Origin of the sequence: Pseudarthrobacter raffinosi, assembly GCF_023913735.1 — a bacterium.
In the GTDB taxonomy this organism is placed as follows: Bacteria; Actinomycetota; Actinomycetes; order Actinomycetales; family Micrococcaceae; genus Arthrobacter; species Arthrobacter raffinosi.
The window spans coordinates 122,543-148,494 of the sequence record NZ_JAMXBH010000013.1 but is presented as its reverse complement, the minus strand read 5'-3'; the positions used below and the strand labels follow the sequence as shown (position 1 = coordinate 148,494).

Genomic DNA, 25,952 nt, shown 5'->3' with positions numbered 1-25,952 from the left:
AATTGCCTGGCCTGATTCTTAGCGCTCATTTGGCAGGAAACCAGCCACCAACTCGGCAGGATTTCCTGGCTGAAACGGCCTACAGATAGTCGATCACACACACGGCCCCAACAGCCCGTTGCGGACCTTCACACTGCGCCGTCAGCCCCTCGCCACGCAGTGGCTGCTCGAGTCCATCGACGACGGCAGCTGATGCCCTCCCCCATCATCGGCAGACCCGTGTCCGAGGAGGTCTGGGAGTCCGTCAGGACCGAATTCGCCCTTCCCACCCTTGAGCAGGTCCGGCGCCGGCTCGCCGAACTCATGGAAGACACTGACCCGGTGATGCGGCAGCTCGTCCGGGTCATCGGCGAGGACACGTATTGCCCTGGATTTCAGTTCCTCCCCGGCGGCCAGGTCCACCCCACCGTGGCGTCCCTGTACCGGCACGCCCTGGAACTGCGGATCGCGCACAACTACTTCACTGTCTGGATGATCACCGTCGCCCACGACCTTAACGGGGCGCGGCCCGTGGACAGTCTCCCTCGTGCGGCGCAGCTGCACCGCGCTCTGGAGGGCTTCGCCGCACAACCGCCGGCAACCCGGAGAGCCCAACTAGGATGATCCGGTGGAACTCACCGGAACAATCCAAATGGCCGACGGCAGTATTGACCACATCACCGCCCAAGGCGACGACTACGACAATGCCAAGGCCGCACTTGAAGCCGTCATCCCCGAAGGCACCAAGCTAATCGCCATCCGCAAAGGCAGCTGACCAGGATGCCCGAACACAGGACAGCCCCGCACCCGGAATGGGTCCAGATGTACCGGCAAGGCCTCACCACCACCCAAATCGCCACCACGGCAGGCGTCGGCCAAAGCACCGTCCGCTACCACCTGACCCTCGCCGCCGCGACCGAATCATCCATCAGGGACGACCACCGCAACGCACCCCGTACACCGCCGGTCACCCGCATCACCGCGGACGGGCTGCGGAACCTGGACGACACCGTCGCCCTGTACCGGGCCGAAAACCGACTCCCCTCGAGCAGTTCGCCCTCCGCCCGGGAACGGGCCCTGGCCATATGGCTGGTCAGACGACGCCAGGACCACGACCGGGGAACCCTCTCCGCCACCTACAGCGACGGCCTGAAACAAATCCCCGGCTGGGAACTGCGCACCCGCAAAACCAACGACGAAGCACGTTGGAGCCAGCGCCTGCAAGAACTCACCGCCTACATGGCGGCGGGCAACGACTGGCCCCGCCACAAAAGGACAGACACCGAAGAAGAACGGGTCCTCGGCATGTGGCTCCACATCCAACGCATGAAATACCGCCGCACCGGACTGGACCAGGAAAAGGAAACACAGCTCAACACGCTCCTTCCCGGCTGGCGGGACGGCAGGACCCGCGGCCGGCCGCCCGGATCCCCCAACATCCAACGGGTCTGATTGTCCCTCGTGGCTGGCCCTGCACTCGCCATTTTCCGAACCGGATAAGGGCGAAAGGGTAGACCACTTACATTCCATGCATACTTCGCTACCCTCTGCTACCATTACGTCATGATTATGCGCGACGGATTAGAGATCGAAGATTCCCTCATCAAAGAGCTCGTACGCTGTGGTGACGAGGCACACGAGATAGCAAAGGCACACCATCTAGACCCGGGGTCGAACGGCTTCACCTTCGGAGGTGACCGCTACCACCGCGCAACTGAACTCGTGACACCTGCCCTTCAAGACCACGATTTCCGCGTCAGTCGTAAGGGTGCCGGCCTCCGCGCCAAGAGGGATGACCTAGAGCTTCATTTCGGGACAGCCCGGGGAGCCGACCTGACAAACCGGGCACACTTCGACATCGATTCCTCGCCTGCGCGTCACCGTGCAGGACAAGCGAATGTGTTCGTGCAAAGCGCCTTCGACGGCATGACTGGTGATAGCTCAACCCAAATCATTCACGTGATCTGGAGCGGCGACGTCGACGCTGGCCTAACTGCCGTTTACGTTGGGAAGCTCGTTTCCTCTTCTGGACAGCACCTTCAGTGGGAAGACTTGAGACGAGTAGACAGCACCGGGGCCGAACTTTCCCTAAATAACTTGGTTTCCGAAGCCATACCTATGCCCACATACGAAGAGCAGCCAGAGCCAATCTTTGAACTGGGGCTCGTAACAGATGAAAAGGTCAATGAAAACTGATGCTGCGGCCGCCTTTTCCGGTGATCGAATGCGGCTGGCAAGGTTCCGCGCCGGACTGACCGTAAAGGACTTGGCTGAAAATGTTGGGGTAACACACTCGGCCGTCTCCCAGTATGAAACGGGCCGAACTAGGCCAACGTATGCGACCCTCGCAAAACTAGCGATGGCCACCGGCGTAACCCCGTCCTTCTTCGCTTTCGACCGCAGGCCCGTTTCGTCGGCAGGACTGGACGGCACGCATTTCCGGAGTCTTCGCTCAACCACCAAGATCGTGCGCTCCGCCGCTTGGGCTTGGTCGGAAATTGCCCTCGATGTGTGCGATGTTCTAGAGCGATACGTACGCTTTCCAGCCGTCAGCCTCCCGGAAAGAGCTTTGACTCCTGCAGACAACGACGAGGCCACAATCGATGCTGCCGCGATGCTCCGAGATCTATGGAAGCTGCCCGCAGGCCCGGTTGGCAATCTCGTGCGCCACATGGAGGCGCACGGCATCGTCGTAACCAGAGCTCCGACCAAAGCGGAAGGCGTAGATGCTTTTAGTCATTTCCAAGGTCGCCGCCCAGTCGTGGTCCTGGGACCCCGGGGTAAAGATGCCGGGCGAAGCCGATTCGACGCAGCACACGAACTAGGCCACCTTATATGCCATCCGGAAGCTGATCCTGGGGGTAATCAAGAGCACCAGGCACACGCCTTCGCCGCTGAACTCCTTATGCCCCGTCAGTACATGCTCCAGGCACTCCCGAGACGATTCGATCTAGGCGCCTACGCCAGACTCAAACATGAGTGGGGTGTATCCATTGCAGCGCTACTGTACCGATCCAAAAAACTAGAAGTTATATCTGATGCGGCCTATCGCAGGGCTGTTGTATCAATGAACAAAAATTACGGACGAAGGGAAGAGCCATTCCCGCTCCGCAGATCAGAAGAACCAGAACTCTTGAAGTCAGCCATCAACCTGATTTGTTCTACAGGGCGGCCCATCGAAGATCTAGCAAATGAAGTTAGCGTTTCACTCGACGACCTGAAAGCTATCGCCGGGATTTTTGAACCGACACTTCCGCTGGATCCTGAGGGACAGGCAGCAGAAGTGCCGCTTGATCATGCCCCTCAAGGCCTCTGAAAGGAGTGCCTGAGAAGATCCAAGAAACGGCAAGGGCAGTATCCCTAGCGTTGCTTGGGATACTGCTCCTTCCTGAGGCCGGGCCGGCAGACTCAATTTGCGCTTCTCTCAAACAAGGACAAGCTTCCCGAGCAGCTCTAGGAATTGATGGACGCCGCGCTGCATGCGGCGGACACAGAAGGGGACTGGCCTTCGTTTAGTAAGCTCCGCCCAGCTCACGGAATAGCTGCTCGATAGCTTCCTTGGATGTTGCCTCGGCCAACTTCTTCTCCAGGCTGTCGTCGGTTTGACCAGAGAGCTGGATCGCCAGCAGGACGCCCCCAGCGTCCTTGATGACAATCGCGGCCCGACGGAAGTCACTATCGTGCTCTCGGACGTACCGCGCCAAGGCAGCCCACTTTGGTGCAGTGTCCGCCAACGAGTGATTGTGCGGGTCCACCAGGTCGATGGCTACCCCGCCATCACTGTCATCGTGGAAGAACAGGAAGTCCGGGTAGAGGTTCTTGGACACCTCGGAATCCAGATAATGCACAGACAGCGCGTGGCTGCCTCCAACAGGATCCCGGTACCAGCCAAACAGCGAGCCAGAAGCTTGTTCGGCTTCAAGGACGCTCTCCTCCCACCCGGTGAAGGTGTCGGGGAACAGCTTGGTGTCGGGTAGCGCGTAGAGATGACCCGCATATAACGGGAGTTCCTCGACCAGCCCGGTGTCCTTGTTCAGGATCTCTGTTTTTTGCGAGATCGTCTCGGGCATACCGAGGGAGCTAGATAGGGCCGAACCGATGGGGGCGAATATGGTTTCAAATTCCTGGCGTTGCGTCGGCTTCAGGCGTGCCACCGATCCGGCTGTGTTCCGCCGCCAGGATTCCACGCGCGCGCCGCACTGGGCTTCCAGCGCTTCCCGGGCCTCGGCGGACCGTGCCAGGGCAACGGTCCGGACGACCACTTCATCCCATTCCAGTTCCCCGGCAATGACCAAGGAAGTGCTGTACCAAGCTGCGGCGGCGTCGGGGAGCCGTCGTTTGGCCTCCTCCAGGAGCTGGCGGAGATTCTTCTGGCTGGTAGCGGCCGTACGCGCAATGGTCCCTGTATTGGCACCGCTGTACTGGTCGAAGGTGGCCATTTCAAAGCTCACTTCGAGTAGCGAATCAGCAACCTTGTCGATGGCAACCTTGTTCTGGCCATACACAGAGGCAAGGGTCTCCACGACCACATTGCGTGATTCCTCGGTGTAGGAAGACCCTCCGGGGTGCTCGAAGTCGGAGTTGTCCAGCAGGGTGCCGAGTCGCACCAGGCGATTCACGTTCGAGTTGAACCGGCGCACCGGCTTCTGCTCCCGTGTCAGCCCGCTGATGGCATCCCAGACAGCTGCTGGAACATCCGGGTTCCGCGTCATGCGCTTGGGATTCAACTGCACCGGAACCTCGATGTCCGCCGAATCCATGAAGGACTTCACGACCTGCGCCACTTCAACCTTGTTGAAGTGCGGCAGGTACAGGTCCACTGCATTCAGATCATCAAATTCAGGCTCTTCGATCTTCTTGGCCAAGGGATTGCGGACCATCCGCCCGATGAGCTGGGCGATCTGCGTGTGCTCCTGGGCGGTGCGAAGGGACACCATGACTTCGGCTCGGGGGCAGTCCCAACCGGTGGTCAGGGCCTGCATAAAGATCACGGCACGCAAGTTCCCTGACTGCGAGATCGAGGTCGGGGCAATGTACTGGACTACCCGGGGCATCTCCACCCCGCTCAACCAGGTGGTCGTCGTGATAGGGGCGTGTACACCAAACGCGTGAGCTACAGAGTCAGCGTCATCAAAGGCGTCCGAGGCATCGGTGAGCGTCCGAACGATCTCGCCGATCTTGGCGGGCGACGTAAGGTCCGGAACCTGAATTGCCAAGAGCGGCACCGGATAGGACGAAGCGCCGGTGGCACGGGCCCACTCCTGCCATTGTCGGTCGGAACGTTCCAGGTCAGCTACGGCCTGGCGAATCAGGGTGTCATCGCTGGGCTGGTCGTCCACCGCGTAGCTGACGTTGATGCGCTCCTTGATGAGACCGGAGGCGCGCACTTTTTGGACATCGGCGACGACCTGTACCAGGGAACGCCCGGAGGCACCGCGCATGGCCTCTTCAAATTTCTTCGGTGTTGCTGAAAGCCCGATCACGATGGGCGCCGGCGGATTCACGATGGTGCGGAAAGTGTCGTTGCCACCTGGCACTTCGATGGTTGACCCGTCGAGGATTCGGCGCAGAATCGTCGGCCGGCTCCGGTCCGTGGCTCCCCGGTGGGCTTCATCGACCAGGACGATGAAGCCGCTGCCGCGCTGCTTGACGGTGTTTCCGATGGTTTCCCAGAGCGAATACCTGCGCCCGTCACCGGTCTGGATATGGCGCGTGGCGCCGGTTCCAAGCTTTTGGACGTTCAGGAAATAGACGAGCCCGGGATCGAACTCAGCCTGGTCGAAGTCAGCTTCGACGGTCCGGAGCATGTTCATGTTGATCCGGTCCGAGGACGCCCGGATCTTCTTGCGGGACTGCTCGTTGAGTTCCCCGTCATCGGTCAGCCACAGGATGGTGGTTTCCGGACGCGGATCGGAGTCCTCCGTTCCGAAGAACAATCCCTCCAGAACAGCCGAGGCAATCACAGTCTTACCCGCGCCTGTCGGAGCACTGATGCCGATCGCGGTCTTGCGCTCACTGTTGGAGCGGAGCCGTTGGGTGGCGATGCTGATTTCGTTGAGAGTTTCCTCAACGACGTCGGCCTGGTAGTCGGCAAGGGTGAATTTCACGAGTCGCTCCGGTTGATCTGGAAGGCGTCAAGATAAGAGCCATAGATGGGCTCAACGGTGATCTCGTCGCCGAACGCCTCCCCGGCGAGGTCCCCCTGCTCGGAAGAGGCGGTGATGATGAAGACGTGCTTGACCTGATTTGGCTTGGTGGCCAGGAGCTCAGCCAATTCTGCTGCCTTACCGGCATTGAACAGCACCGCCATTGAAGACTGTTCGTTCCATTCATAGTCAACAGAATCCGCGGTGCGTTGCACCACGGGGCCCACTGCACCGGCCTTCAGCCAGAAAAGTGGTGCGAGGCGCTCGTACTCCAGGCCCGCATGAACTCGTCCTTCTTCAAGATAAGCGAGATCAAGGAACTCCACGTTGGCCGGCAGACCATCAGAGTAGGCAGAGCCATCCTGGCGCACACCTGTAACGACTGTCTCGATGCGCGGCTTGGTGACGTTGTGGAACACGCCTTTTGCTTCGTACTCGGTGGAGCCTGGCTGGTGACCGGCTTTGCGCAAGGCCGCGTCATCTTTGGCTGACAGCTCATTGTTGGTGACCAGGATGCACTGTCGGGTGCCGTGGTCTTCAGTGTTCAGCCGGATAACTGCCTCGGCCGTAGTACCGCTGCCACCAAAGAAGTCGAGGATCACGGCATCTTTGGGGGCAGCGAGCCGAATCCAGCGCATGAGGACGTTGAAGTCTTTAGGATTGGGGAACCGCTTCTCACCAAAGATTTCACGCAAATAGCCGTTGGTGGCCTTCCTGTCGTATGAGAAGACCGACATCACAACCTGGCTGTCCAGTTCATCCAAGAACCTAATACCACGAGGAATCATCGACTCATCAGAGCCGAAGAAAACGCGACCTTTCTCGATTTCCTCCTGCATACGAGATGGGTCCTTGTAGAGCCATCCACGTACTGGCTTTTTTACCGGCTTCTGTGTAATTGGGTGCAGTACTTCGTAGTCCCCACCACCTCCACCAGGCCAAGTCAGATCTCCGTATGTGTGTATTGGTCGCCCGGTGAGTGGTTCGAGGCGATCATAGCGGTTGACCGCATCAGTAGAAGCACCAACATTTTTCTGTCCCTTTAGCCAAACTTTCCACTCAGCGTTTGCAGATTCTGTGTCACCGTTGTGCCGACCCCAGATTTCTTCAGCCTTCGCCAGAGCTTCATCGACGCCGACTTTCTTCTCACGCCAGCGAACGCCGACCTCATTCAAGGTTGGCTCGCTCTTGGCGTACACAAGCATGTAATCCGCGCCGTTAGAGATGTAGCGCGAGTCGTTCTTGCGCCCGCCTTGCCAGACCACATCAGAAATAAAGTTGGCTTCTCCGAAGATCTCATCCATAAGAATGCGCAGACGGTGGTGCTCATCGTCACCGATGGCCACGATGATGACGCCGGTGGGCTTCAGAAGTTTCTTGGCCAGCGTCAGCCGGCGTTCCATGAAGCTCAGCCACTTCGAGTGTCGGAAGCTGTCCTGCTCACCGACGTAGTGGTCGTTGTACTGCCAAGTCTTGTTGCCTGTGTTGTAAGGCGGGTCGATATAGATCAGATCCACCGATTCAGGGTGGGTGTATCCGAGCATTTCGAGGGCATGGAAGTTCTCTCCGTTGATCACCACATGGGCGGGATCTTCCGGGTTGCCGGTGCGCACGGAACCCACGGTCTTCAGACCAGGGAAGACCACTTCACCGAACTGCCGAGCAGCGGTTACGTTCGAGAGCTTCTCTTCGATCACGTTTCCGTGCTCGTCCGCAAGAGTCAGAGAGTCGCCGCTGATGGCACGGACCTTATGGAATGTGCCGTCGGCTTCACGGATGACGGTGCGACCACGGCGAACCGGAGACTGTGGCATCCGAATGCCTTCAGGAGAATGCCGCTCAAACACGAGTCCGAACTTCTTCGTTGTACGCTCGAATTCGGCCTTCAACTTCGCCCTCAGAGCTTCGTCCGTCACCTCGTTCAAGTAGACCTCGAACATGCTTTTGGACATGAAAACTCCTTGAAAATCGCCGCGCGCACGGACACCAAGCCTCATGTCTATCAGCAAAATCTTCGACACTCTGACACTTTGGCACTCAGCCGCTCCGCAAAGCCTGCCCCGATTGCCTACAGACCCCGCATGCGCGGGGAGCCTTCTACCAGCGGAACGGAATCTTGCTTGGGACCACCGGTATGGATTCGCGCCCAACGGACCTGAGAAATTCTCGCGCACCTGCGGCAGCCTCCTCGGGGTAAGGCGTCGGACCGACTGCAATCCCCACAATGGGAAGCTCCTCGACCGGCTCCGGGTTCTTGGGTGGATCGCCATTCGGACCTGCTGGCAGGCAGAGCTCGACGTACGGAACTATGCCGTATCGGCTGGGCCGGTACTTCACGGACACGAGGTCTGCATGAAGGGAGGTTGAGCACACGATGCGCATCTCCCGTTCGTCTTTGAACCCGTGATCCTTGAAGGTTTGTAGCTCGTTAAAGATTTCCGCCACGACGTGGATGTTCTCGGATTCTCGCCCTTCCGAGCGTGCGACGGCAGTGCTCTCCAGTTCCAACAATCGGCCCCAGGAAAGCTTGACCTGCTTGCCGGGGTCATAGACAGCTTCCCGCCACTTGAAGGACCACCGATTTTCACGCGCCCTGATGAAGACCTCCTGCTTGCTCTCTTCATCCAGGAAACCCATCTGGTCCACCATCTGTTGGGTCATGGCCTTTTGCCGCCGAATGAAGAGAGGTTTTGTCGAGTCGATCCCCACGGCAAATCCGACCTCAGGTCCGGTGTAATTGCGCCACATGGTCAGGTTGTTTGGATCTGTGCAGGCGCACGCGACGAACGTCTTGTACCGGTCAACTAGCGCAATGCCCGCCATAGCCTGGACATTTTCAAGGATCTTGGGGTCAAGGGTCACCTTATGACGCTCAAAAAGATCCCTAAACAGGTCCGCACCGGTGCGCAGCTCATGATGGTCGTTCATGAACGCCGTCGAGCTTGCCCAGAGAACGTTTTCCTGGATGACCCCGGCTAGGCCCGCGGCGTTCGTGTAGTGCCAGACGGTACTTTTCGGCCAGTTCTTTGGTGATAGCAGGTCAGGTGAGTTGGCCAGGTCAGGCTGAATAGGAAACGGGCTCATCCGCCAAGAATAGGCGGGGGTGAGTATGTCACGGCGGATTCCAACGATTCTCGCTACACCTGGCCAGCTGACCCTCCACGCCAAAAGGCCTACCAGGCCACCCGTCCCAGTTCCTTAGAACCGGGACACTCAATATGGGGACACTCCTCCGTCGCACGGACGTCACTTTCAAAAATCGTCTACACGGAATGTCAGAAGTCCTCTACACCCGCCAGCTGCCGGGCACCAAAGGCCCCGTACACGTCGCGCACGCCTAGCGATTCCTGCCGAAGATGAGTGCGATGGCCTCCCTCTGCCGCTGCTGCTCGCGTTCGCTGGGGCGCCACCCGCTGGCGCTGCTCTTGTAGTGGTCGGACGAGGCACCCGGCGGCTGCCACTGTGGCTTTGGCGGCCTCGCCGCTGCTTCCCGGCGGGCCTTGATCTGGGCAACCCGGGCCGGTTCAGGCTTCTCCCCGATGTACTCGGCCATCTCGGATGGCGGCACAAGAGCTCCCGAGGCAGAGATGCCCCACTCCGTCAGCGGGGCGGACGCGTAATGGGTAGGGCTGAGAATGTGGCCCTCACCCGTGGGGTGGCGGTAGTCTCCCGCGTAGTTCGCGACGAGGACACCTATCGACTCATGCGCCACGTCCAGGACGACGCTCGTCAGCGGCAGGTCAAGGACCAGATGGGGAACGTCCGGAGACCACAGCCATACGTCACGGACGCCTCCGTTCTGATACCCGCCGTGGCGGCGGTCCCAGTCCTGCAATTCCACTGGCTTGCGCTGGACCTCGAACGCAAGCTGCCGGCCGCCGGCAAGGTCAGCCTTCACATCGCTGCGCAGCCGGGCGCCGGGCACCCAGAACTCCTCTTCGACGGACCAGGGGAGGACGTGGTGCTGGTCGCGGGCCCAGTCCATGATGAGCTGCTTGCCGTGCAGGTGCTCAGCAGTTTCCCCGTGCCGGCCCAAGCCGTCCGGAGCCTCCCCCTGCTTGTGGCGGAAGTGAATGCACCTCTTCTCCGCCTCGACGAGAATGACCGGAACATCGCGGCCTGCCTCCTTGCAGTCGATGCACACGATGTCCTGGGAGCCCTGGTAACCGTAGCGGTCGTAGTACGAGCCATCCCCGCGGCGCATCGCCGCCGCGACGACAACACGCCCGTCTGCGTTGTTGTACGCGACGAGAGGCTCCGAAGGTTCCCAGTCGCGCGGGAAGAGCGGACGTATTTCGATCATGCGCACAGTATGAGCCGACGGACTGACATTTCTGTTGCAAACCGCTGGTGGAAAGGCTCAACGGATAATCGGACATGTCCCACTTCCTTGGAACCGGGACACCCCAGTGGCATGCTCCCTCACTAACCGGAATCCGCGGAATTCCTCGTAACCTGGCTGTCCCGCAGGTTGTCCCACAAGTCCCACGCCAATGATCCGTCACAGCTGAAGCTTTCGGGACGATGCACCATCGTCCGCAGTGGCTACTCGATAGGATGTGATGCCGGGACGCTAGCGGCAACACTGGCACCCTGCCACGACTTACCTTGGGGGAAAATTGAACGTACTGGGCCTTCAATGCGAAAAAAACCGAATCATTTGGGCGGTAGCGTCCGGTTCAACACGCGCCTCGGCCAGCCTTTTGGGGGCCGGAAGCTCGGGGCCACCCTCGGACGACCGGTCAGAGCAGCTCCTGTGGGTTTACAAGGAAATCAGCGAAATGATCGCGACGCACGCTCCAGACGTGATCCACCTCAGCGAGGCTGAGGCCGGTCAGAGCATGAAAGCTTCGACGCTGGAACGGGCCCAAGTCGATGGCATCGTACTCGCCGCGGCCGCTCAGTCGAGAACACCGATACACACCTTCAAGTGGGCAACATTGCGAGCACGGTTCAAGGTGGGTGCGAAGGAGCAGATATTGGCCTACGTCGCCGAGCTCGCCGTCGCGGAGGGTATTCCCAAAAGTCGCCTAACGCCGGTCGTTGCAGCTATAGCGACCATGGACGCGTGATCCCGTGGCGTATCAGCGGATCAGGACCTTAGGGCGCGGCCACTTCGGTGTAGTTGAACTCGAGAGGGACCTGAGTCTGGATCGGCTTTGTGCGGTGAAGTACATACGCGCTGATGCTCTGTCCGGAGGTGTTGACGACCATAAAGAAGCAAAAGCCATGCTGCTGGCTAAGAATGAGCACGTAGTGGACGTCTTTGCAGCCGACGTCGTTAATGGCCAGTCAGTGATCAGAATGGAGTATCTGCCTGATGGCAGCGTGGAATCCAGGTTCTCCGGGGCTGCGGTTCCGGTCCAGACCGCCATCCAAATAGTCGAGGACGCCTGCCGCGGAGTACAACATCTCCATACACAGGGGCTGCTTCACAGAGACATCAAACCTGCAAATCTTCTCTTCGACGCATTCGGGCGCGTAAAGGTCAGCGACTTCGGCCTTTCAGGAATGGCCAATGACCCGGAAACTCTTCCCAACATGGGCTACCTCAAGCTACTCCCGCCGGAGGCCTGGACGAGTGACTCGTTCATCGACACTGTCGCAGGCGACATCTATGCGTTAGGTGGCACGGCCTACCGGCTGCTAAATGGCGATGAAATGATGCACAGTTCGATCCCTGCAGACGGGAACATAGGTCAAGCGACTCAGATGGGCACATTCCCGAATCGGAAGCTCTGGCAACCATACGTTCATCTGCGCCTACGGAAGGCGATCATCTCGGCCATGCACGTTGATCCAAGAAAACGACCGGGGACGGCGACGCTCCTAAGGAACACACTGGAGAAGGCCCGGCCAGTTGTGTCTTGGGCGGAGCGCGCTGGCGGCGTGCCCCACCGTTGGATAGGACGAGGCCCCAATCAAACCCACTGGGATGCAGCCATTGAAGGCATTAACACAGAGTTCAGCTTCACCGTTAGACGCGGAAAAAACGAGCTAGCATTGCGCGAAGTCCGCGGCGACCGTATAAAGACCTCAAATATCCAGGATGCCCTGAAACATGCCGGCCGGGTCCTTCAACGGATTGCACAGGATGGCGTGTAACCCACCGCAGAAGCTGCTTCGCAAGAACGATCGATTATTTTTGTAGTGCGCCAAGGATCAGGAGTCGCTTCGCGGTCTGCCCTTGCCCGCCCTGTCTGATCTCCTCATCTGGCTGTCGAGACCAATCTCCGTACGGATTATTGAAGGTATCGGTAGACCGTGGCGGTTTGCCACAGGGGCACCTATGTCTCGGAACCCTTGGATAGGAGACGTCTCACCCACTGAACGACCGTAATGACGGGTGCCTAGGCAGTTCGCTGTCTCATCTATGGATCCTTTATCCAGACCGGAGGGCCCGGCCCGGCGCCAGCTGGTCAAAGCCGGAATTCCCGGAGTCTCCCGAGACCCAGCCTTGTCCTATCAATGTGTCTCACGTGGCTATTCTCAACAAAAGGTAATTTAGCCTTTGTTGAGCGTAGGGGCGGCATGGGAAGTTTCGGTTATGCCAGGGTCAGCACCGTGGACCAGAACGCGGTTCTGCAGCATGCAGCGTTGCATGCCGCGGGCTGCCGGCGAATCTTCACCGACCACGTCGTGAGCGGAACGAGGGCGAGCCGCCCTGAGCTGGACAAAATGCTTGAGCACCTGCGGGACGGTGACGAAGTCGTGGTCTGGAAGCTGGACCGGCTGGGTCGCAACACTCGCAACCTGTTGGCTCTCATCGATGACCTGGAACACCGAGGGGTGCACTTCCGCAGCGTCACGTAAGGTGTCAGCACAACGGGGCCGATGGGCCGGGCTATGCTCACAGTCATGTCCGCGTTCGCCCAAGCTCGAGCGCGACCAGCTGGCCGAGCGGACCAGAGCTGGCATGGCCGCGGCCGCCGAACACGGGCGGAAGGCCGGGCGGCGGGAAGTCACCGCCGCTCATGCGAAGGTCAAGCGCGCCCCGCGCCCTAAAGGCCCAGGGACTCACGCCGGCCGATATTGGAAAGATCATGGGATCCAGCCGCGCTACCGTCTACCGTTACCTCAGCCTGGCAAGCGACGACCAGGTCTGACGAGGACGACGCACCAGCCGGCGCCTGGGCAATGGCGTGTGCTGCTGGACCCGGCCGGTCACCCCTTCTGTCTGACGGTCGTCCGTCCCGGCTGACTTCGGGGCCAGCCTCAACAGAGGATGCAAAACGTGTTTCGGTCCTGGACCCCGCTTTCCATCAACCGTTGAATGCTCCACTCGATGTCTGAATTGGTTGCCGGTAGCGTCTGTACCGGAAAGCCCGCCGGTCCCCCATCGGTGGGCTTTCTTCGTTCCTCGGTCGTGACTGAACGCATAGAAGACAGCCGCGGCTTGGGTCGATGGGAACGGGCGACAATGACCGGGCTTGAGAATAGAGCTGCTCCACACCGATGACTGCCCCAACACGGCAAAAGCGGTTGACGCTGCAGGCTGTCGGTTGCACTGGCCGCTCCGGTCTCAATCTAAGTGCGGCGCCGGTATCGGGCCCGAAACTTGGCCGACAACACTGGCCGCTGGCGCTACCTCGGCCCTGCTAATTCTCTCCGTCGGCTCGTGGTCGGGGCCTTGGTTGTTTGGTTCCTGCCGCGCGGGCCTGGGTTAGTTCATCGCGTAACTGAGTGATTTGGCCCTTGTAGGTGTCGTGGAGGTCTTTGACGCGTTGCTCCCCGTGGCGGCGTTCGCGTTCCACGTCGGCTCTCGCAGCATCACGCTCGGCCGTCAGTGTTGCCGCGGTGCTGCGCATCTCGGCTACAGCCTCACGGGCTGCCTCAACGTCGGCCCGGGCGCCGGCCAGCTGGTCACGTGCCTCCGAGGCCGCGGCTTCCTCACGTTCAGCACGTTCGGTTTGCGACCCCGCACGGCTTTCCGCTGCTGCGGCACGCCGCTCTGCTTCAACCCGTACCCGTTCCTCTGCACCGGCCCGCTCGACTGCGGCGTCACGTTCCTGCTCAACCTGGTTCAGTCGCACACGGACAGACTCCGTATCGGTCCGCAGACCAGCGATCTCTGTTTCCGCTTGCTGTCGTTCAGTGGCAGCCGCTGTCTGGGCGTGCTCAAGGTCCCGGGCCAGCTGGTCTTCCCTGGTCTGCGCAGCGGCCAACTCCTCCTGGACGCCCGCGAGATCCTGGGTGAGCTGCTCGCCGGTTCGGACTGCCTCCTCGGCGGCCGCGTCGGCTTCGTCCTTATCGGCCTCGGCGCGACGCTGAGCCTGCTCGGCCCGCGTGGCCCTCGCGTTCGCGGCCGCGACCTGCTCGGCCGCCTCACTTGCCACCGATTCGATCTGGGCTTCCGCTGCCCCCGGGTCCCCCACCGTTCGCAGCTCTTCCACGAGTGCCGTCAACTGCTGGCCCAGGTGCTCAATCATCCCGCTCACCTGGCCGGTGATCTCACTGGCCCGCTGGCGCGCAGAATCCACCGGGCGCGCCTCAGCCACACCGGTCATATCTTCACTGGTGCGTTGACGTGCACGCCAGGCCGAAGCGCGGTTATGAGCGGGGTCATCACAGTATTCAGGCGGCCGGCCCGTGCCCGCATCCGATGCCATCGCGGGCCGCCGACACCCCGGGAAGCGGCAGAGCCGCTCGGAGACTTCGACCATATTTTCATTCATGACTCTAACGATATCGACTTTCGTTGTGGAATGAAAGACGAAACATAACGAAATATGAAATACGAAACTGCGGACGAAACGTAACAACACTTTTCGTCGTCGGTGAGTGATCTCGCGCCTTTCCGTGTAGGGAGTCGGCCCCGGCGGCGCACGGTCGTCCCGCCGCAGAGGCACCGCTGACCCGGATGCGCGCGGGGGCCCCGCGATGCTGGCAAGCAGTTTGGCCAGCGCAACACCCGCAACCTGCTGGCTCTCATCGCTGACTGGAACACCGAGGGCTGCACTTCCGCAGCGTCACTGAAGGCACCAGCACAACGGGGACGATGGGCCGGGCCACGTTCGCCCAACTCGAGCGCGACCACGGATCCTCCATCGGACGCTTTGCGGGCGGCCCATCGGTCGTAGTCGGTAGTCGCCGGCTCACTCCCCCACCAATGGTCAAAACGTCCTCTCCCCCGCCACTGACCCACTTTGATTCCGGCAACGAGTTCTGACGGCACGACCCGGCACCCTGTTCGGTTTTGCAGACCCATGCGGCCACCAGGTATCAAACGGTCGTTTCTGACGCGCGTCGGATGGACTGTCGAGAAGCCAGCTTCGTTCGTTCATGCATGCATGCGTGCTTTATCGACCGCCCGCTTGCTTTCTTTCATGCATGAATGAGAGCTCCTAGGAATACTGGCCCGCGGCAGACGGCACCACACCGCGCGGAAGTTTCTTGAACTACGAAAATCGAGCCATGGGGTCGTGCGTGCATGTATGCACGCATTCTTTCTTGTTTACTTGCGTGCATGCATGCATGCATGCATGCATGCATGCATGCATGCATGCATGAAAGCAAGTCTGCAATCTGCCCACGTCAGTTAGGCATCAATCAGACAGGTAACGTCCCCCACCAGCGACCGCAGAATGGGTTTCCAACGACCGCAAGCCAGGAGACTCGACGAATCACTTCATGCATTCATGCTTTCATGCATGCATGACAGAATGCATGCATGCAATCCGCCCACGTCAGTTAGGCATCAATCAGACAGGTAACGTCCCCCACCAGCGACCGCAGAATGGGTTTCCAACGACCGCAAGCCAGGAGACTCGACGAATCACTTCATGCATTCATGCATGAAAGACAGCATGCATGGCAGCAGGCAAGAATGCATGCAAGATTGATCACAATGGGGAAGTGATCGGCGTGGCTCCTTGTAACGCACTGATGGCTCCGGAATCCTTTCAAGCATGCAAACAATCATGGTTTACAGCGAGTCTGGCGGTGCCACGAAGACGACAACTGCCGTGTCCCTAGCAGCTGTCACCGCCGCTTCAGGACGCAAAGTTGTACTCGTCGACCTCGATCCGCGCGCTGCGGCGAGCAAGTGGATCGGAATCGAGCCGAAAGAGGACGGCCTCCACGTCGGCGCTATCCTGGGCGACTCCGATCCGGAAGGCTGGGCCCAGGACCTCGCTGTGGAGTCCAATTGGTTCCCCAACCTTCGTGTCGTTCCCTCCGCCCGCAGCGTATCCAACCGCGAAGCAGACCGCGCCGACCATGCCGAACTCCGCCTGCGCACGTCCCTCATAGGGATTGACGCCGACGTCGTCATCATCGACTGCCCGAACCGCCAGGGCGGGCCACTGACTCTCTCCGCCCTGAACGCCGCCGACACGATCGTGTACGCCGCTGGCGCCACCGTCGATGGGGTGGACGGTGTGGCTGGTGCACGCAAGAGCGTCGAGCAGTTCCGGATGTCCCGTAAGCGCCTAGGGGCGCCGGACAACTTGCACGAGGCCGGCATTGTCGTCGGCGCCGTCGCCTCGACCGTTATGTCCCGGATCGCGGTGGCCAGCATCGACGAACTCCGAGAGACCGGAATGCTTCTCACCCCACTGGTGCCGCACCGGACCATCGTTCAGGAAATGCGCATGACGCAGGAATGGTATGGGGAGTACCGCAAGGGCCAGCCCGTCGTGGAAGCCTACAACGAGCTGATGAAGGAGATCGTCCGATGACCGAAGACTTGCAGGACCGCCCGGCCGTTCTGCGCCGTATGCCACGTCCGGCACCTGACGAGAAGGTCGACCCGGTCGACTATTCACCTGCAGCTGTGGCGCCGGCAATCGTGAAGGCGGAAGAACCGGCCCCGACAGGCGGGGGAAGGGACGCAGGGGCCCCGACTGAAGAACCGGCCTCCAGCCGCTTCCAGGACTCTGTGACCGAGTCCCTAGTCCCGACTGCCGCAACTGCCCTCCCGACGAAGGCTCCAGCGCGCCAGTCATCCAAGCCCGCTAAGGCATCCAAGCCGGCCGCGAACCGGAAAACCACGCGCCGCGAGGTGACATTTCCATTGAGCACGCGCCTATCCCAGGAAGTCCTTGACGTGCTGTATGCGGCCGCGGAGGACGAAGGCATCTCCGTCCGTGAAGCGATAGAGCAGGCTATCAAGTCCCGCTGGGGCTAGAGCTAGGGGAGTGGCCGAGATCCCCGCGACAAGAACTCTTAGTACTGTCATGCATGAATGCATGACAGTACTGGCCCTACGGGCCCGAACCCTTACCCGCCCCTGGTGAACGCCATGTCTGCGAGGGCCCACTCATCCGGTGGGCCCTCATATGCCTCCCACGGATAGTCTTCACCGGGGGAGAGAAGCTCCGCGACAGTGTTGACGTTCTTCGACAACCACTCCTTCCACAGGATCCGTTCGATCCGGTAGCGCTGCAGCTGCACCGCGACGGCTTCCAGCACGCCGAAGTGCTCGGCGAGATCCTTCAACGACGTAGTAGCAACCACCGACCATGCCCGTGTGATGTCCCGAGCGATCATGTTCCACGCGGCCATCACCTCAAGCGCTTCACTGACAGCTGTCCGGGAGAGCCTGGTCAACTTCACGAGCTCGGCCGTGGAAAGTCCGGGGGAGTTCTCCAGCGCCTCGTAGACAAATGCTGCCGGCAGTCCAAGCTCCCGGAACACCGGCCTCAAGGCATGAATCTTCCCCTTCCGCCAGGTTAGGTCTTCGGCCGCCGCCTTCATCTCCTCCGGCACGGAAAGCATGTAGAGATCCCCTTTAGTGCCGCGGCCCTGTTCGACCAGAGTCACCAACGTGTCGCTCTCGCTGCGCAACGCCCTCAAGTGGGATCCAACAGTCGTGTGGTCGAGTCCTGTGGCAACCGCAATGGACCGGGCACCGAATTCAACGAACCGGGAGCCTGTCATGTGTGCAGCTTCCCCCAGTGACCTCAGCACCATTCTTCGCGCCAGCCCTGTCCTCGAATCGGTGTAGGCGTGCTCTCTAAGTCTGAGTGCATTTCGCCAAGTCCTGATAAACCGATGCTCAGCATCGGGATTCGTAGAGATCGAAGTCCGCTGTATCCCAGGGGGCTGTGTATTTGGTTGGCTTGTGGGGGATTTACGATCATTGTTCTTCCCGTCCCTGGATCCTGGGTCTTTCAAGTAGCTGACCGCATTCAGCCAGTCCCGGCGCAGGGCAGGAACCCTGTGCCGGGAGGCATAACGGGCATAAAAGGAGGCAAGCCCTGGCCAGGTCCCCTGTAGCATCCGACGTTCCACATCGGTAACTTCCATCCCGGCGGCCGCAGCCCCCGTGATGATTGCCTGGCGAGCCTCCGAGTCAGACGCGTACCGGTTCGAGTCGTACAGTCCGGTTTGAGCCATCAGCTGCATTACCCTGGACATTCGGCCGCCCGGATGCTGGAGCTCGGGTGTCTCGCCGGCCTCCGACGTGAACGTTTGCTCGAGGCGGAGTGCCCGGACGGCGCCGATCTCGCCTGCTAGTTCACCGTTCATCGCAGTCCACACGGATGTTGAGTTGGGCCGACGGGCAATGTCGTAGGCCATATTTAGGCTCATTGCGAGTTCTTGGTGGCCGCCTCGCTTGTGCTGGGAACCCGGCGTGCGCATGCAGCCGTGGAGGAGGTTCTGGTGCGGGGTCTTGTCCAGGGTCCGGTGCCGGGTGCCCAGAGCCTCGACAAGATCACGCGCTTCGGAGAATGTAACTCGTTGCGCCAGCGGGATGTAAATGTGGCGGCCACCGTTGGGGGAGTAGTCCTCAATCCAACGGGCCCCGCAGTTGTGCAGCCAGGCCTGGACCGCGCGGACGTCGGCCTGCACCCAGTCGACGCCGGCGACGGAGGAGTCGAAGTCGAGGAAGATCGCGGCGCAGGTGCCGTCTTTTCCGAAGATCCGTACCGCGGCAGGGAACGTGGGGAGCGCCACAGTTAGTGCCCGTTCGTACTTCTGTGGGTACGTATTTCCGCCGTCCTTGGAGAGACGTATGCGTGGCTGACCTGCGAGAAGAGGCGTCAGGGCGGCCCAGGTCTGAGCGGCGCTGGCCAAGGAAGGCTGCTGGCGAGACACGCCAGCTTCGTTTAGTGCTGGCAGCCCGAGAGCGTGTTGTTGTACGATGATTCTGTTCCTGTCGAGGGAATGGCTAAGGGCCGATCCTGCAAGATCGGTTTTGCAGCACAAATGAAGGCCTGTGAAGGTCTTCCATACGATTTACGATCTGATCGCCGGCAAAGCTTCCCGGATCGTGAATCTTCAGCTTCGAAGGCCCGCCTAGTGCGGGCCTTCTTCTGTTTATGAGGCTATGCGGATAGGAAGTTCCTCCTGGTGCGCGAAATGATCCAGCATTGCCAAGTCTTCGCGTAGCGACCGGTCGACGGCAGCGGAAACGTAGTCAGTAACGGTCATGCCTTTGGCGGTGGCGATCATCTTAACGTCCTCCGCGGTCTTAGCCGGCGTCCGGAAGCCAATGTAATCGCGGAGCCCCTTGCTGGGTCGTCCGCCTCCACGATTGATTACTGCGCTCATTGTCATGTCCTTTGAATCTCGCACAAACCGATAGGTCGTGACTGCTTCATCGCTGGCCCTACTCGATGTCGACGCTAACGAGTTTCTGTTTACAGCTATCGACTCAGTCGAAAGTAGCACTTCCTTGAGGGGTGTCCGGGGATTTGTTTACAGAAAACGACCCCGCGTGTCGCACCGCACTTTTGTTTGCCTTCTCATATCTGGCCTGAATCTCTATTTTCCTCGTGGGGTGGCAGCGATACGAGTCGACATGAGTGTCCCTCCCCTTCGCCCCGACGAACTGGAAAGCTGACGGAGCTGTCGGACACATCGTGCTTTTCGCGGGTTGGCCGTTAATCATGTGCATCCTTCCTTCCCTTGGCGATGACGAGTGCTTCTAAAGATCCGCTTGGTATGGTTGGGCCCGTTCCGCTCGGGATAAACTGGATCCTGAACCAGGCTAAGACATGTTTGAAACATGTTTCAACCTAGCCTATCCCCACTGAAGCTATTGAAGGGTCATGTTGTTGTGACGCAAGCTCTGCGTTCTCTGTCTGTTACGACGTCTGGGCAGGCTTTCAACGATGCATCCAGTGCATTCGCTGCCTTGGGGCTCCCGGGAGGCCTGACTTTGAGTCTGCTTCTGAGTGTTATCGAAGACATTCGCGGCAAGCAGATCAGGATTCGGGCAACTGAGAAGCTGGTCGGCACATCCATCTGTGGCCTGTGGCTACCGGGGGCGAAGGTCGAGTGGGTGTTTCACCCCCCAACGCCTTGGGAGCTGCAGCGTCAGCAGTTCATTCTTCACGAACTTGCTCATATGGTCCTGGGCCACGACACTACTGCCGGCGCGGGCACCGTCTTGAAGAGCGCCTTTCGTGGCCTGTCTCCGGAGATTGTGAGCAGGGCCCTCATGCGGACCGAGTTCCGGACTTTAGAAGAGGCAACAGCCGAATACCTCGCCGACCTCATGGCTGAGGCACTTCGAGAAGGGCCTGGTGAACCGGGCGCCTTCGAGGAGGTATTCGGCTGATGGAGTTCATCGCAGCGGGGCTGATGGTAAGTCTGACGATGATCGTCATCGCGTCACGCGGCCAAGGAAAAGACACCAGCATCCTATGGGCCTCGGTGCTTATTTCCGTGTCCATGGTCCTCAACATCAATGCTGTTTACCTTCTCACGGACGTGTGGGTAGGCGGGAAGAACTACGCGGACCTTGGAGCGAACCTTCTCCTGCTGGCTGGTGTCTGTTTTCTCGCCCGGGCCATTCGTCGGGCTGCACGGCCAGCATCCTACGGCCGGAAATCATCGTACGACGTATTGGCCAAAGCCGGGCTTGCGGGCGCTGCGACATCGGCGACCCTCCTATTCCTTCTTATCGATGCTCCGGTTACGTCGACATCGTTCATGCGGGACTACGGCGGGCAGTGGGCGGCAGGTCTGTATTCGGCGACCCAGTACCTTTACATAGGCGCAGTCATGGCCAGCGCCGGCTGGACATGCGTGCGCTTTCGAAAGGCTTGGGCCACGAGAATCTATACCGTTGCGTTTGCACTCATCGGCTTGGGATGTCTGTCAGCCGTTTTGCTCGTCGTTGATGTGCTGGTACTCGATGCACTTAACGTTCTCGGCATGGTTGGGGCGCTCACGGCCCTGTCCGGAATCTATACGGTGATGAATTCGGCTACGTTCGTTCTTCTTTGCACCGGCATGGCCCTGCCTCCCGCCAGCCGCAAAGTCACTGCCATCTACGAAACAGCACGAACCAGTTCTGTACTTGCGGGCCTGCAACCCGTCTGGAGACAGGCAGTAGCCGGGAATACGGGGCTGACCCTGGACCTTGGTGTGGTTCAGAAACGCCCAGACCGCCGGCGCCGCGAGCTGCACCGCATGATCGTGGAGATCCAGGACTCCTTGGCACGGGATCCCGAAGCAAGAGAAAGAATCGGTACCAAGGGCCTTGGAAAACTGGCCATCGCCTCCGGTCACCTCGAAAGGCTCTCATGGCGTCCCCGCTGAAGGCCGCTGTCTGGACCGGGTTACTTGGCGCCGCAGGAGCCTTAGCCAGTGCGCTATGGGCCGCACGTCAGGCGACTTCACCCACGTACAAGCACCGCTATGACATCGTTCCTTTGGCAATTTCCAATAATGAGATCGAGCTCCAAGCCACGAGACATACGCTGGCTCCCGGTCAGTTCGGCTTGCAGCTCTCGGCAGGTGGCCCCCCGGCCGTTGTCGGTCCGATCATTTCCACCCGTGAGGGCAAAGTCACGCGGCGCCTCCTTCATAGGCCTGCTGGACTAACCCTGGAGTCAAGAGGCAGATGGAGTGGCATTGTCTCGGTCGATCCATTGTCAGCTGCAGCTGACGTGGTCGAGACCTTCGTCGAGACAACTCTCGGCCCAGCCCCTGCTTGGATGGTCGACCGGGGAACTTGCCGCTGGGCCATTCATGTCCACGGGCAAGGGAGCACCCGAGTACAGACGCTGCGCGGGGTGGACACCGCATCGCGTATGGGACTCAGCTCATTGGTCATCTCATATCGAAATGACGGCGACGGCCCTCCATCGAGGGACGCTCGATCGCATTTGGGCGAATCGGAGTGGCGCGATCTAGAAGCAGCGCTTCGGTTTGTCGCGGAGTGCGGCGGAACTGAATGTGTGGTGTTTGGCTGGTCCCTCGGGGCAACGATGGCTCTCAACGCCGTGCAGCGGTCATCATTTGCGGAGATAATCAAGGGAATCGTTATGGTCTCACCGGTATTGGTCTGGGAGGACGTAATGCGTGCCAACGCCAGCCATCAACGGTGTCCGCAAGTCCTAGGCTCACTTGTAGCCCGACTACTAGCGCTCAACGGATTCAGCAGACTTGTCGGCCTCGATGGTCCGCTGGACGTACGCGGTCCCGACCGGACCAGATTCCATGATGCTCTGAGTATCCCGGTCTTGATCCTCCACAATAGGAATGATTGGTCCGTTCCCTTTGAAATTTCCGCTCGCTTCGCGCAAGCACATAAGAACCGGATAGAACTCGTGGAGTTCGACTGTTCGGGACACACACAAGAATGGAATTCCGACCCGGTAGGCTGGGATCTGGCTGTTCGCCGCTGGTATCAACATTGGTTTCCGCCGAGCCCGGCCGGAGAAAAAGCGGCGGCAAACAGCGAATGAAATTGAATGGGGTTGAATTCATGGTTGGCGGTGACAGTCCCCGCGATCGGCTGGAGCGGGCAGAGACCCTTGCTCGCAAGGTGAACCTCCTCTTGGACGTCGTGGTGGCCGAAGGCGGAGAACCCTATGAGTTCGCCGATATCCAGGCAGGTGTGCGCGAAAACGGTTACGAGCTTTCTCGAACGCGCTGGTGGCGAATTCGCTCCGGTGAGTCGCCTGACACCGCCCCCAAAGAAGCTCTGGTCGCGATGGCCAAATTCTTCAAGGTGGAACCCGCATACCTAACCGATGAATCCGGAGAACTCCCGGAACGGATAGAGCGGGAGCTGCAGCTCCTCAAGAAGATGCGCCGGAACAAGCTGAAGAATATCGCGGCCCGGACTCTCGGCGATATCGACATTAGGACGCTCGAGGCGATCAACGCACTCTTGGACGAAATTGATTCCTACGAAAGCGACGACCCTGGACACGCTTGAACCATGGTTGAAACATGTTTCAGTCCTGCTATCGTGGTCAGGTGCCCACAACGATGAGTTTTACGAACCGCGAACGAGCGCCAGCTGGCCCTCGGCCCCGGTTGAGACAGTCGCGGTTACGCACCTACGACATAGCTGGCATACTGCTTAGTCAACTCCCGGACCCGCGCGGATTGCACGACATAGACAACGTCCTTGCCGTGCCGCATACCTGCCGGAGGATCGGTGAGTACCAAACCTGCCTGAGCGAGAATATCGAGGTGTCGATTCAGGCTGGGTCGGCTGATATCCACAGCAGCCTGCAGGCGCCCAATGGTCGACGGGCCGAGCATCGACAGGCGACGCAGAATCTCTACCCTGGCCCGATTGCCCATGAGGCCGATTGCCTCCTCGACTTCGGGCGGCAGTATTGGTCGAATCAGGCTTGGCATAGTTCCATCTTGTCTGAGGCCGTGGAGAATCACTGTCCTTTGTGCGGCCCCACTCTATTACTAAAACATAGAGTTCAAAGCGATCCGTCTCTGTGGCTCTCATGAAGTCGAAGGTCTCCTGGGTGGCCAAGCTGGACGCCCCTGGCGGGCAGGTGCGGGTACTGAATGAGCTTATGGAATTGATGGATGAGCGCGAGTTCCTTGAGGGACGCGCTGCTTGCGTTACCTATGAGGCTGAGCTCGCCCGCCGGACAGGGCTGGGCGACTCCATGGAAGGTGTCCTCAAAGACCTGATCGGCATCGGCCTGCTGACCTCCCACAAGGCCGCCGAGGTCTTTGTAGCTAAGCGCCTGGGATTGGTTTTCCGTCTCCGCCGACCCGATGTTGTCCTGGCCGTTGAATCTGCTGGCCCTCTGTGGATGGCTAATTCCTGGGTCCGCCGCGGCAGCCGATGGCAGATCTAGTGACCCTCCGAGGTATGGCTGTTGCAACTGGGACCGCAGTGGCTTTGGCGCTGGGTTTCGTTGTCGTGGTCCTGGACGACGGCGGAACACCGGCGCAGGCCGCCTCGGCGTGCGTAGCTCCGGGCACCCGGGCGACGTCATCTGCTGCGCCTGTTGCGGGCAGTCCGGTGGCTGGGTTCGATGCGGAGCAGATGAAGAACGCCGCGGCGATCATGAAAGCGGCCTCGGATCTGGGTCTTCCGGTCGCGGCTCAGTTGATGGGTGTTCAGGCGTCCATTGGTGAGTCCACGCTGCGTGTCATGGATTTCGGTGACGGCGCCGGCCCGGATTCCCGCGGTTTGTTCCAGCAGCGCGCCAACGGGGCGTGGGGTTCCTACGAAGACCGCATGGATCCTCACATCAGCTCTACGAACTTCTTCAAGGCGTTGCAGCGTTTGGAGGGCTGGGAGTCGCTGGAGCCTACGATCGCTATCCACCGGGCACAGCGGAACTCCGATCCGAACCATTACACCCAGTTCCGTCCCAAGGCTACGGAAATCGTTAAAGCCCTCGGAGGCGAAGCAGTTGCCCTGGTGGATCCTTCGGGCGTGTGCCCCGCCGCCGGTAACGAGGTCGGTGGGGACCTGGCCGGTAAGTGGGTCAGGCCGATGGCTGACGCGATCAACACCAGCGGCTATGGGACGCGTGCAGCTCCGGCGGGTACGGCTGGGGGAGTGCTGGCCAATTTCCACTACGGGATCGATTTCGCCACTCCAGGCCATGCCGGAACCATCGTCGCCATTACGGACATGAAAATCGTGAAGGTCCGGAATCTCGATGGCCTCTTCGGCACGGGCGTGACGGGCCAGACCACGGACGGCAAGCTCACGGTCGGCATGTATCACATGGAGGCTGGCTCGGTCCGGGTCAAGGAGGGCGACACCGTTGCCGCCGGGACCCCGCTGGGCACAGAGGGCGCGACCGGCAATGTCACCGGCCGGCACCTGCACATGGAGTTTTTTGCCGGGGCGCTCCCGAATCCGATGATCCCCATCAACGCCACCATCGATCCGACACCGATCCTCAAAGAGAAAGGCATCCTCTGATGCGTAGACTCGCGGTTTTCCCGGCCCTCATGGCTGGCACGCTCCTGCTGGCTGGCTGTGGTGGCGAACCAGCCTCAAACACTGCCGGCGCGGCCCCTGCCGCGTCCGAGACAGCTACCACGGGCGGTGGAGAGGCCACCGGCGGGCACTCGGTCGACGACGGCCACGACCACTCCATGGAGCAGTATCACGGCCCTAACGTCACGTGGGATGCCAACGCTGAGATCAAGGTCAAAGAGACCGCGGCGAAGGCCATGAAGCTCTTCGGCCGCCCGGACGTGCCTGAGACGAAGTGGTTTTCCGATCTGGAGCCACTGTTGGCTGCCGAATACGCCGAAGATGCCAGGTACATCGACCAGGCCCGGGTGCCGATCACCACGATCACGGACGGCCCCTCGATCAGCCGTGAGGCAGAGAACCCGATGACCGTTACGGCGTCCTTCTACACCAACGACGGCCCCTGGGACATGATGCTGCACCGCATGGGCCAGGACGATCCCTGGCTTGTGACCTCCATCAGCTCAAAGGCCAGCCAGTGAACGGGCACCACGGCGTGAGCCTTGACGAGTTCGGCAAAGCACCGCTGTTCACGGACCCGCTGGCCCCGCCCGAAACATCCACCAGCACGGCAGCCCCAAGGGATGGCGGGCCCGGCCCGGTCCTGTTCCTGGACGCACTGTCCCTCCCGCCCACGCATGTTTCCCGAAGTGGGCACACCACGAGTG

The 25,952-nt window shown here is 60.3% G+C and carries 25 protein-coding genes; 17 read left to right on the top strand and 8 right to left on the bottom strand.

Annotated elements, in window-relative coordinates:
* Nucleotides 1–192 precede the first annotated feature (192 nt).
* From NG698_RS13875 to NG698_RS13855, 5 genes are all read left to right on the top strand, one after another.
* Nucleotides 193–603 (top strand): hypothetical protein, encoded by a 411-nt coding sequence (locus tag NG698_RS13875; RefSeq protein ID WP_252610508.1) that lies wholly within the window; start codon nucleotides 193–195, stop codon nucleotides 601–603.
* A gap of 4 nt (nucleotides 604–607) precedes the next feature.
* A complete protein-coding gene (locus NG698_RS13870) occupies nucleotides 608–754 on the top strand; it encodes a hypothetical protein (RefSeq protein WP_252610507.1) in 147 nt (48 codons plus the stop codon).
* 5 nt (nucleotides 755–759) lie between these two features.
* The gene (locus tag NG698_RS13865; RefSeq protein ID WP_252610505.1) at nucleotides 760–1,431 is read left to right on the top strand and encodes a helicase associated domain-containing protein; all 672 of its coding nucleotides are present in this window, start codon (nucleotides 760–762) and stop codon (nucleotides 1,429–1,431) included.
* A gap of 111 nt (nucleotides 1,432–1,542) precedes the next feature.
* Nucleotides 1,543–2,175, top strand: coding sequence for a hypothetical protein (locus tag NG698_RS13860; RefSeq protein ID WP_252610503.1), 633 nt, complete (start codon nucleotides 1,543–1,545; stop codon nucleotides 2,173–2,175).
* Nucleotides 2,165–3,295 (top strand): helix-turn-helix domain-containing protein, encoded by a 1,131-nt coding sequence (locus tag NG698_RS13855; protein WP_252610501.1) that lies wholly within the window; start codon nucleotides 2,165–2,167, stop codon nucleotides 3,293–3,295. The genes NG698_RS13860 and NG698_RS13855 overlap by 11 nt, the downstream gene beginning before the upstream one ends.
* A gap of 196 nt (nucleotides 3,296–3,491) precedes the next feature.
* On the opposite strand, the gene NG698_RS13850 is transcribed toward NG698_RS13855, so the two are convergent.
* The 4 genes from NG698_RS13850 to NG698_RS13835 all read right to left on the bottom strand — a co-directional run bounded on the left by NG698_RS13850 (nucleotide 3,492) and on the right by NG698_RS13835 (nucleotide 10,428).
* Entirely contained in the window at nucleotides 3,492–6,086 is a 2,595-nt protein-coding gene (locus NG698_RS13850; protein ID WP_252610499.1) for a DEAD/DEAH box helicase, read from the bottom strand.
* On the bottom strand, nucleotides 6,083–8,146 hold the full coding sequence (locus NG698_RS13845) for a site-specific DNA-methyltransferase (RefSeq protein ID WP_252610496.1): 2,064 nt from the start codon (nucleotides 8,144–8,146) through the stop codon (nucleotides 6,083–6,085). The genes NG698_RS13850 and NG698_RS13845 overlap by 4 nt, the downstream gene beginning before the upstream one ends.
* A 76-nt stretch (nucleotides 8,147–8,222) precedes the next feature.
* A complete protein-coding gene (locus NG698_RS13840) occupies nucleotides 8,223–9,209 on the bottom strand; it encodes a DUF2971 domain-containing protein (RefSeq protein WP_252610495.1) in 987 nt (328 codons plus the stop codon).
* Between the two features lie 253 nt (nucleotides 9,210–9,462).
* Complete coding sequence (locus tag NG698_RS13835) at nucleotides 9,463–10,428, bottom strand: competence protein CoiA family protein (protein ID WP_252610493.1); 966 nt, start codon at nucleotides 10,426–10,428, stop codon at nucleotides 9,463–9,465.
* Nucleotides 10,429–10,744: 316 nt separating this feature from the next.
* Here NG698_RS13835 and NG698_RS13830 point away from each other — a divergent pair, with 316 nt between their 5' ends.
* From NG698_RS13830 to NG698_RS13820, 3 genes are all read left to right on the top strand, one after another.
* Entirely contained in the window at nucleotides 10,745–11,197 is a 453-nt protein-coding gene (locus NG698_RS13830; RefSeq protein WP_256471074.1) for a crossover junction endodeoxyribonuclease RuvC, read from the top strand.
* 4 nt (nucleotides 11,198–11,201) lie between these two features.
* Nucleotides 11,202–12,230, top strand: a complete 1,029-nt coding sequence (locus NG698_RS13825) for a serine/threonine-protein kinase (protein ID WP_252610491.1) — start codon at nucleotides 11,202–11,204, stop codon at nucleotides 12,228–12,230.
* Nucleotides 12,231–12,656: 426 nt separating this feature from the next.
* Nucleotides 12,657–12,938, top strand: coding sequence for a recombinase family protein (locus NG698_RS13820; RefSeq protein WP_252610489.1), 282 nt, complete (start codon nucleotides 12,657–12,659; stop codon nucleotides 12,936–12,938).
* A 785-nt stretch (nucleotides 12,939–13,723) separates the two neighbouring features.
* Here the strand turns inward: NG698_RS13820 and NG698_RS13815 are convergent.
* Nucleotides 13,724–14,632 (bottom strand): coiled-coil domain-containing protein, encoded by a 909-nt coding sequence (locus tag NG698_RS13815; protein WP_252610487.1) that lies wholly within the window; start codon nucleotides 14,630–14,632, stop codon nucleotides 13,724–13,726.
* Nucleotides 14,633–16,033: 1,401 nt separating this feature from the next.
* Here NG698_RS13815 and NG698_RS13810 point away from each other — a divergent pair.
* Together NG698_RS13810 and NG698_RS13805 are read left to right on the top strand one after the other, a co-directional pair.
* The gene (locus tag NG698_RS13810) at nucleotides 16,034–16,804 is read left to right on the top strand and encodes a ParA family protein (protein ID WP_252610486.1); all 771 of its coding nucleotides are present in this window, start codon (nucleotides 16,034–16,036) and stop codon (nucleotides 16,802–16,804) included.
* Nucleotides 16,801–17,253, top strand: a complete 453-nt coding sequence (locus NG698_RS13805) for a hypothetical protein (RefSeq protein ID WP_252610484.1) — start codon at nucleotides 16,801–16,803, stop codon at nucleotides 17,251–17,253. The genes NG698_RS13810 and NG698_RS13805 overlap by 4 nt, the downstream gene beginning before the upstream one ends.
* A 92-nt stretch (nucleotides 17,254–17,345) precedes the next feature.
* Here NG698_RS13805 and NG698_RS13800 read toward each other — a convergent pair whose 3' ends face one another.
* Together NG698_RS13800 and NG698_RS13795 are read right to left on the bottom strand one after the other, a co-directional pair.
* Entirely contained in the window at nucleotides 17,346–19,145 is a 1,800-nt protein-coding gene (locus NG698_RS13800) for a MarR family transcriptional regulator (RefSeq protein ID WP_252610482.1), read from the bottom strand.
* Nucleotides 19,146–19,388: 243 nt separating this feature from the next.
* Nucleotides 19,389–19,622, bottom strand: a complete 234-nt coding sequence (locus tag NG698_RS13795; protein WP_252610480.1) for a hypothetical protein — start codon at nucleotides 19,620–19,622, stop codon at nucleotides 19,389–19,391.
* A 610-nt stretch (nucleotides 19,623–20,232) separates the two neighbouring features.
* On the opposite strand from NG698_RS13795, the gene NG698_RS13790 reads away from it, so the two are divergent.
* From NG698_RS13790 to NG698_RS13780, 4 genes are read left to right on the top strand one after another with little or no spacing between them, the layout of a single operon-like run.
* Nucleotides 20,233–20,634: a hypothetical protein gene (locus NG698_RS13790; protein WP_252610478.1), complete on the top strand. Its 402-nt coding sequence runs from the start codon at nucleotides 20,233–20,235 to the stop codon at nucleotides 20,632–20,634.
* The gene (locus NG698_RS13785; RefSeq protein ID WP_252610476.1) at nucleotides 20,634–21,620 is read left to right on the top strand and encodes a hypothetical protein; all 987 of its coding nucleotides are present in this window, start codon (nucleotides 20,634–20,636) and stop codon (nucleotides 21,618–21,620) included. The genes NG698_RS13790 and NG698_RS13785 overlap by 1 nt, the downstream gene beginning before the upstream one ends.
* Nucleotides 21,605–22,771, top strand: a complete 1,167-nt coding sequence (locus tag NG698_RS22100; RefSeq protein WP_509908526.1) for an alpha/beta hydrolase family protein — start codon at nucleotides 21,605–21,607, stop codon at nucleotides 22,769–22,771. Before NG698_RS13785 ends, NG698_RS22100 begins: the two co-directional genes overlap by 16 nt.
* Nucleotides 22,720–23,247: a hypothetical protein gene (locus NG698_RS13780; protein ID WP_252610474.1), complete on the top strand. Its 528-nt coding sequence runs from the start codon at nucleotides 22,720–22,722 to the stop codon at nucleotides 23,245–23,247. Before NG698_RS22100 ends, NG698_RS13780 begins: the two co-directional genes overlap by 52 nt.
* 116 nt (nucleotides 23,248–23,363) lie before the next feature.
* On the opposite strand, the gene NG698_RS13775 is transcribed toward NG698_RS13780, so the two are convergent.
* Nucleotides 23,364–23,678: an ArsR/SmtB family transcription factor gene (locus tag NG698_RS13775; protein WP_252610472.1), complete on the bottom strand. Its 315-nt coding sequence runs from the start codon at nucleotides 23,676–23,678 to the stop codon at nucleotides 23,364–23,366.
* A 92-nt stretch (nucleotides 23,679–23,770) separates the two neighbouring features.
* On the opposite strand from NG698_RS13775, the gene NG698_RS13770 reads away from it, so the two are divergent.
* The 3 genes from NG698_RS13770 to NG698_RS13760 are packed head-to-tail and all read left to right on the top strand — an operon-like array spanning nucleotide 23,771 to nucleotide 25,766.
* Entirely contained in the window at nucleotides 23,771–24,142 is a 372-nt protein-coding gene (locus NG698_RS13770) for a hypothetical protein (protein WP_252610471.1), read from the top strand.
* 14 nt (nucleotides 24,143–24,156) lie between these two features.
* Nucleotides 24,157–25,227, top strand: a complete 1,071-nt coding sequence (locus NG698_RS13765) for a M23 family metallopeptidase (RefSeq protein ID WP_252610469.1) — start codon at nucleotides 24,157–24,159, stop codon at nucleotides 25,225–25,227.
* Nucleotides 25,227–25,766 (top strand): hypothetical protein, encoded by a 540-nt coding sequence (locus tag NG698_RS13760; RefSeq protein ID WP_252610467.1) that lies wholly within the window; start codon nucleotides 25,227–25,229, stop codon nucleotides 25,764–25,766. Before NG698_RS13765 ends, NG698_RS13760 begins: the two co-directional genes overlap by 1 nt.
* The last annotated feature ends 186 nt before the right edge of the window (nucleotides 25,767–25,952 follow it).

Bases quoted from the DNA above. Each gene is read 5' to 3' on its own strand.
- NG698_RS13815 (WP_252610487.1), bottom strand. From the start codon at position 14,632: ATGACCGGTGTGGCTGAGGCGCGCCCGGTGGATTCTGCGCGCCAGCGG.
- NG698_RS22100 (WP_509908526.1), top strand. From the start codon at position 21,605: ATGGCGTCCCCGCTGAAGGCCGCTGTCTGGACCGGGTTACTTGGCGCC.
- NG698_RS13795 (WP_252610480.1), bottom strand. From the start codon at position 19,622: ATGAGCGCAGTAATCAATCGTGGAGGCGGACGACCCAGCAAGGGGCTC.
- NG698_RS13855 (WP_252610501.1), top strand. From the start codon at position 2,165: ATGAAAACTGATGCTGCGGCCGCCTTTTCCGGTGATCGAATGCGGCTG.
- NG698_RS13760 (WP_252610467.1), top strand. From the start codon at position 25,227: ATGCGTAGACTCGCGGTTTTCCCGGCCCTCATGGCTGGCACGCTCCTG.
- NG698_RS13820 (WP_252610489.1), top strand. From the start codon at position 12,657: ATGGGAAGTTTCGGTTATGCCAGGGTCAGCACCGTGGACCAGAACGCG.
- NG698_RS13765 (WP_252610469.1), top strand. From the start codon at position 24,157: ATGGCTGTTGCAACTGGGACCGCAGTGGCTTTGGCGCTGGGTTTCGTT.
- NG698_RS13835 (WP_252610493.1), bottom strand. From the start codon at position 10,428: ATGATCGAAATACGTCCGCTCTTCCCGCGCGACTGGGAACCTTCGGAG.
- NG698_RS13810 (WP_252610486.1), top strand. From the start codon at position 16,034: ATGCAAACAATCATGGTTTACAGCGAGTCTGGCGGTGCCACGAAGACG.
- NG698_RS13840 (WP_252610495.1), bottom strand. From the start codon at position 9,209: ATGAGCCCGTTTCCTATTCAGCCTGACCTGGCCAACTCACCTGACCTG.
- NG698_RS13860 (WP_252610503.1), top strand. From the start codon at position 1,543: ATGATTATGCGCGACGGATTAGAGATCGAAGATTCCCTCATCAAAGAG.
- NG698_RS13775 (WP_252610472.1), bottom strand. From the start codon at position 23,678: ATGCCAAGCCTGATTCGACCAATACTGCCGCCCGAAGTCGAGGAGGCA.
- NG698_RS13875 (WP_252610508.1), top strand. From the start codon at position 193: ATGCCCTCCCCCATCATCGGCAGACCCGTGTCCGAGGAGGTCTGGGAG.
- NG698_RS13785 (WP_252610476.1), top strand. From the start codon at position 20,634: ATGGAGTTCATCGCAGCGGGGCTGATGGTAAGTCTGACGATGATCGTC.
- NG698_RS13865 (WP_252610505.1), top strand. From the start codon at position 760: ATGCCCGAACACAGGACAGCCCCGCACCCGGAATGGGTCCAGATGTAC.
- NG698_RS13805 (WP_252610484.1), top strand. From the start codon at position 16,801: ATGACCGAAGACTTGCAGGACCGCCCGGCCGTTCTGCGCCGTATGCCA.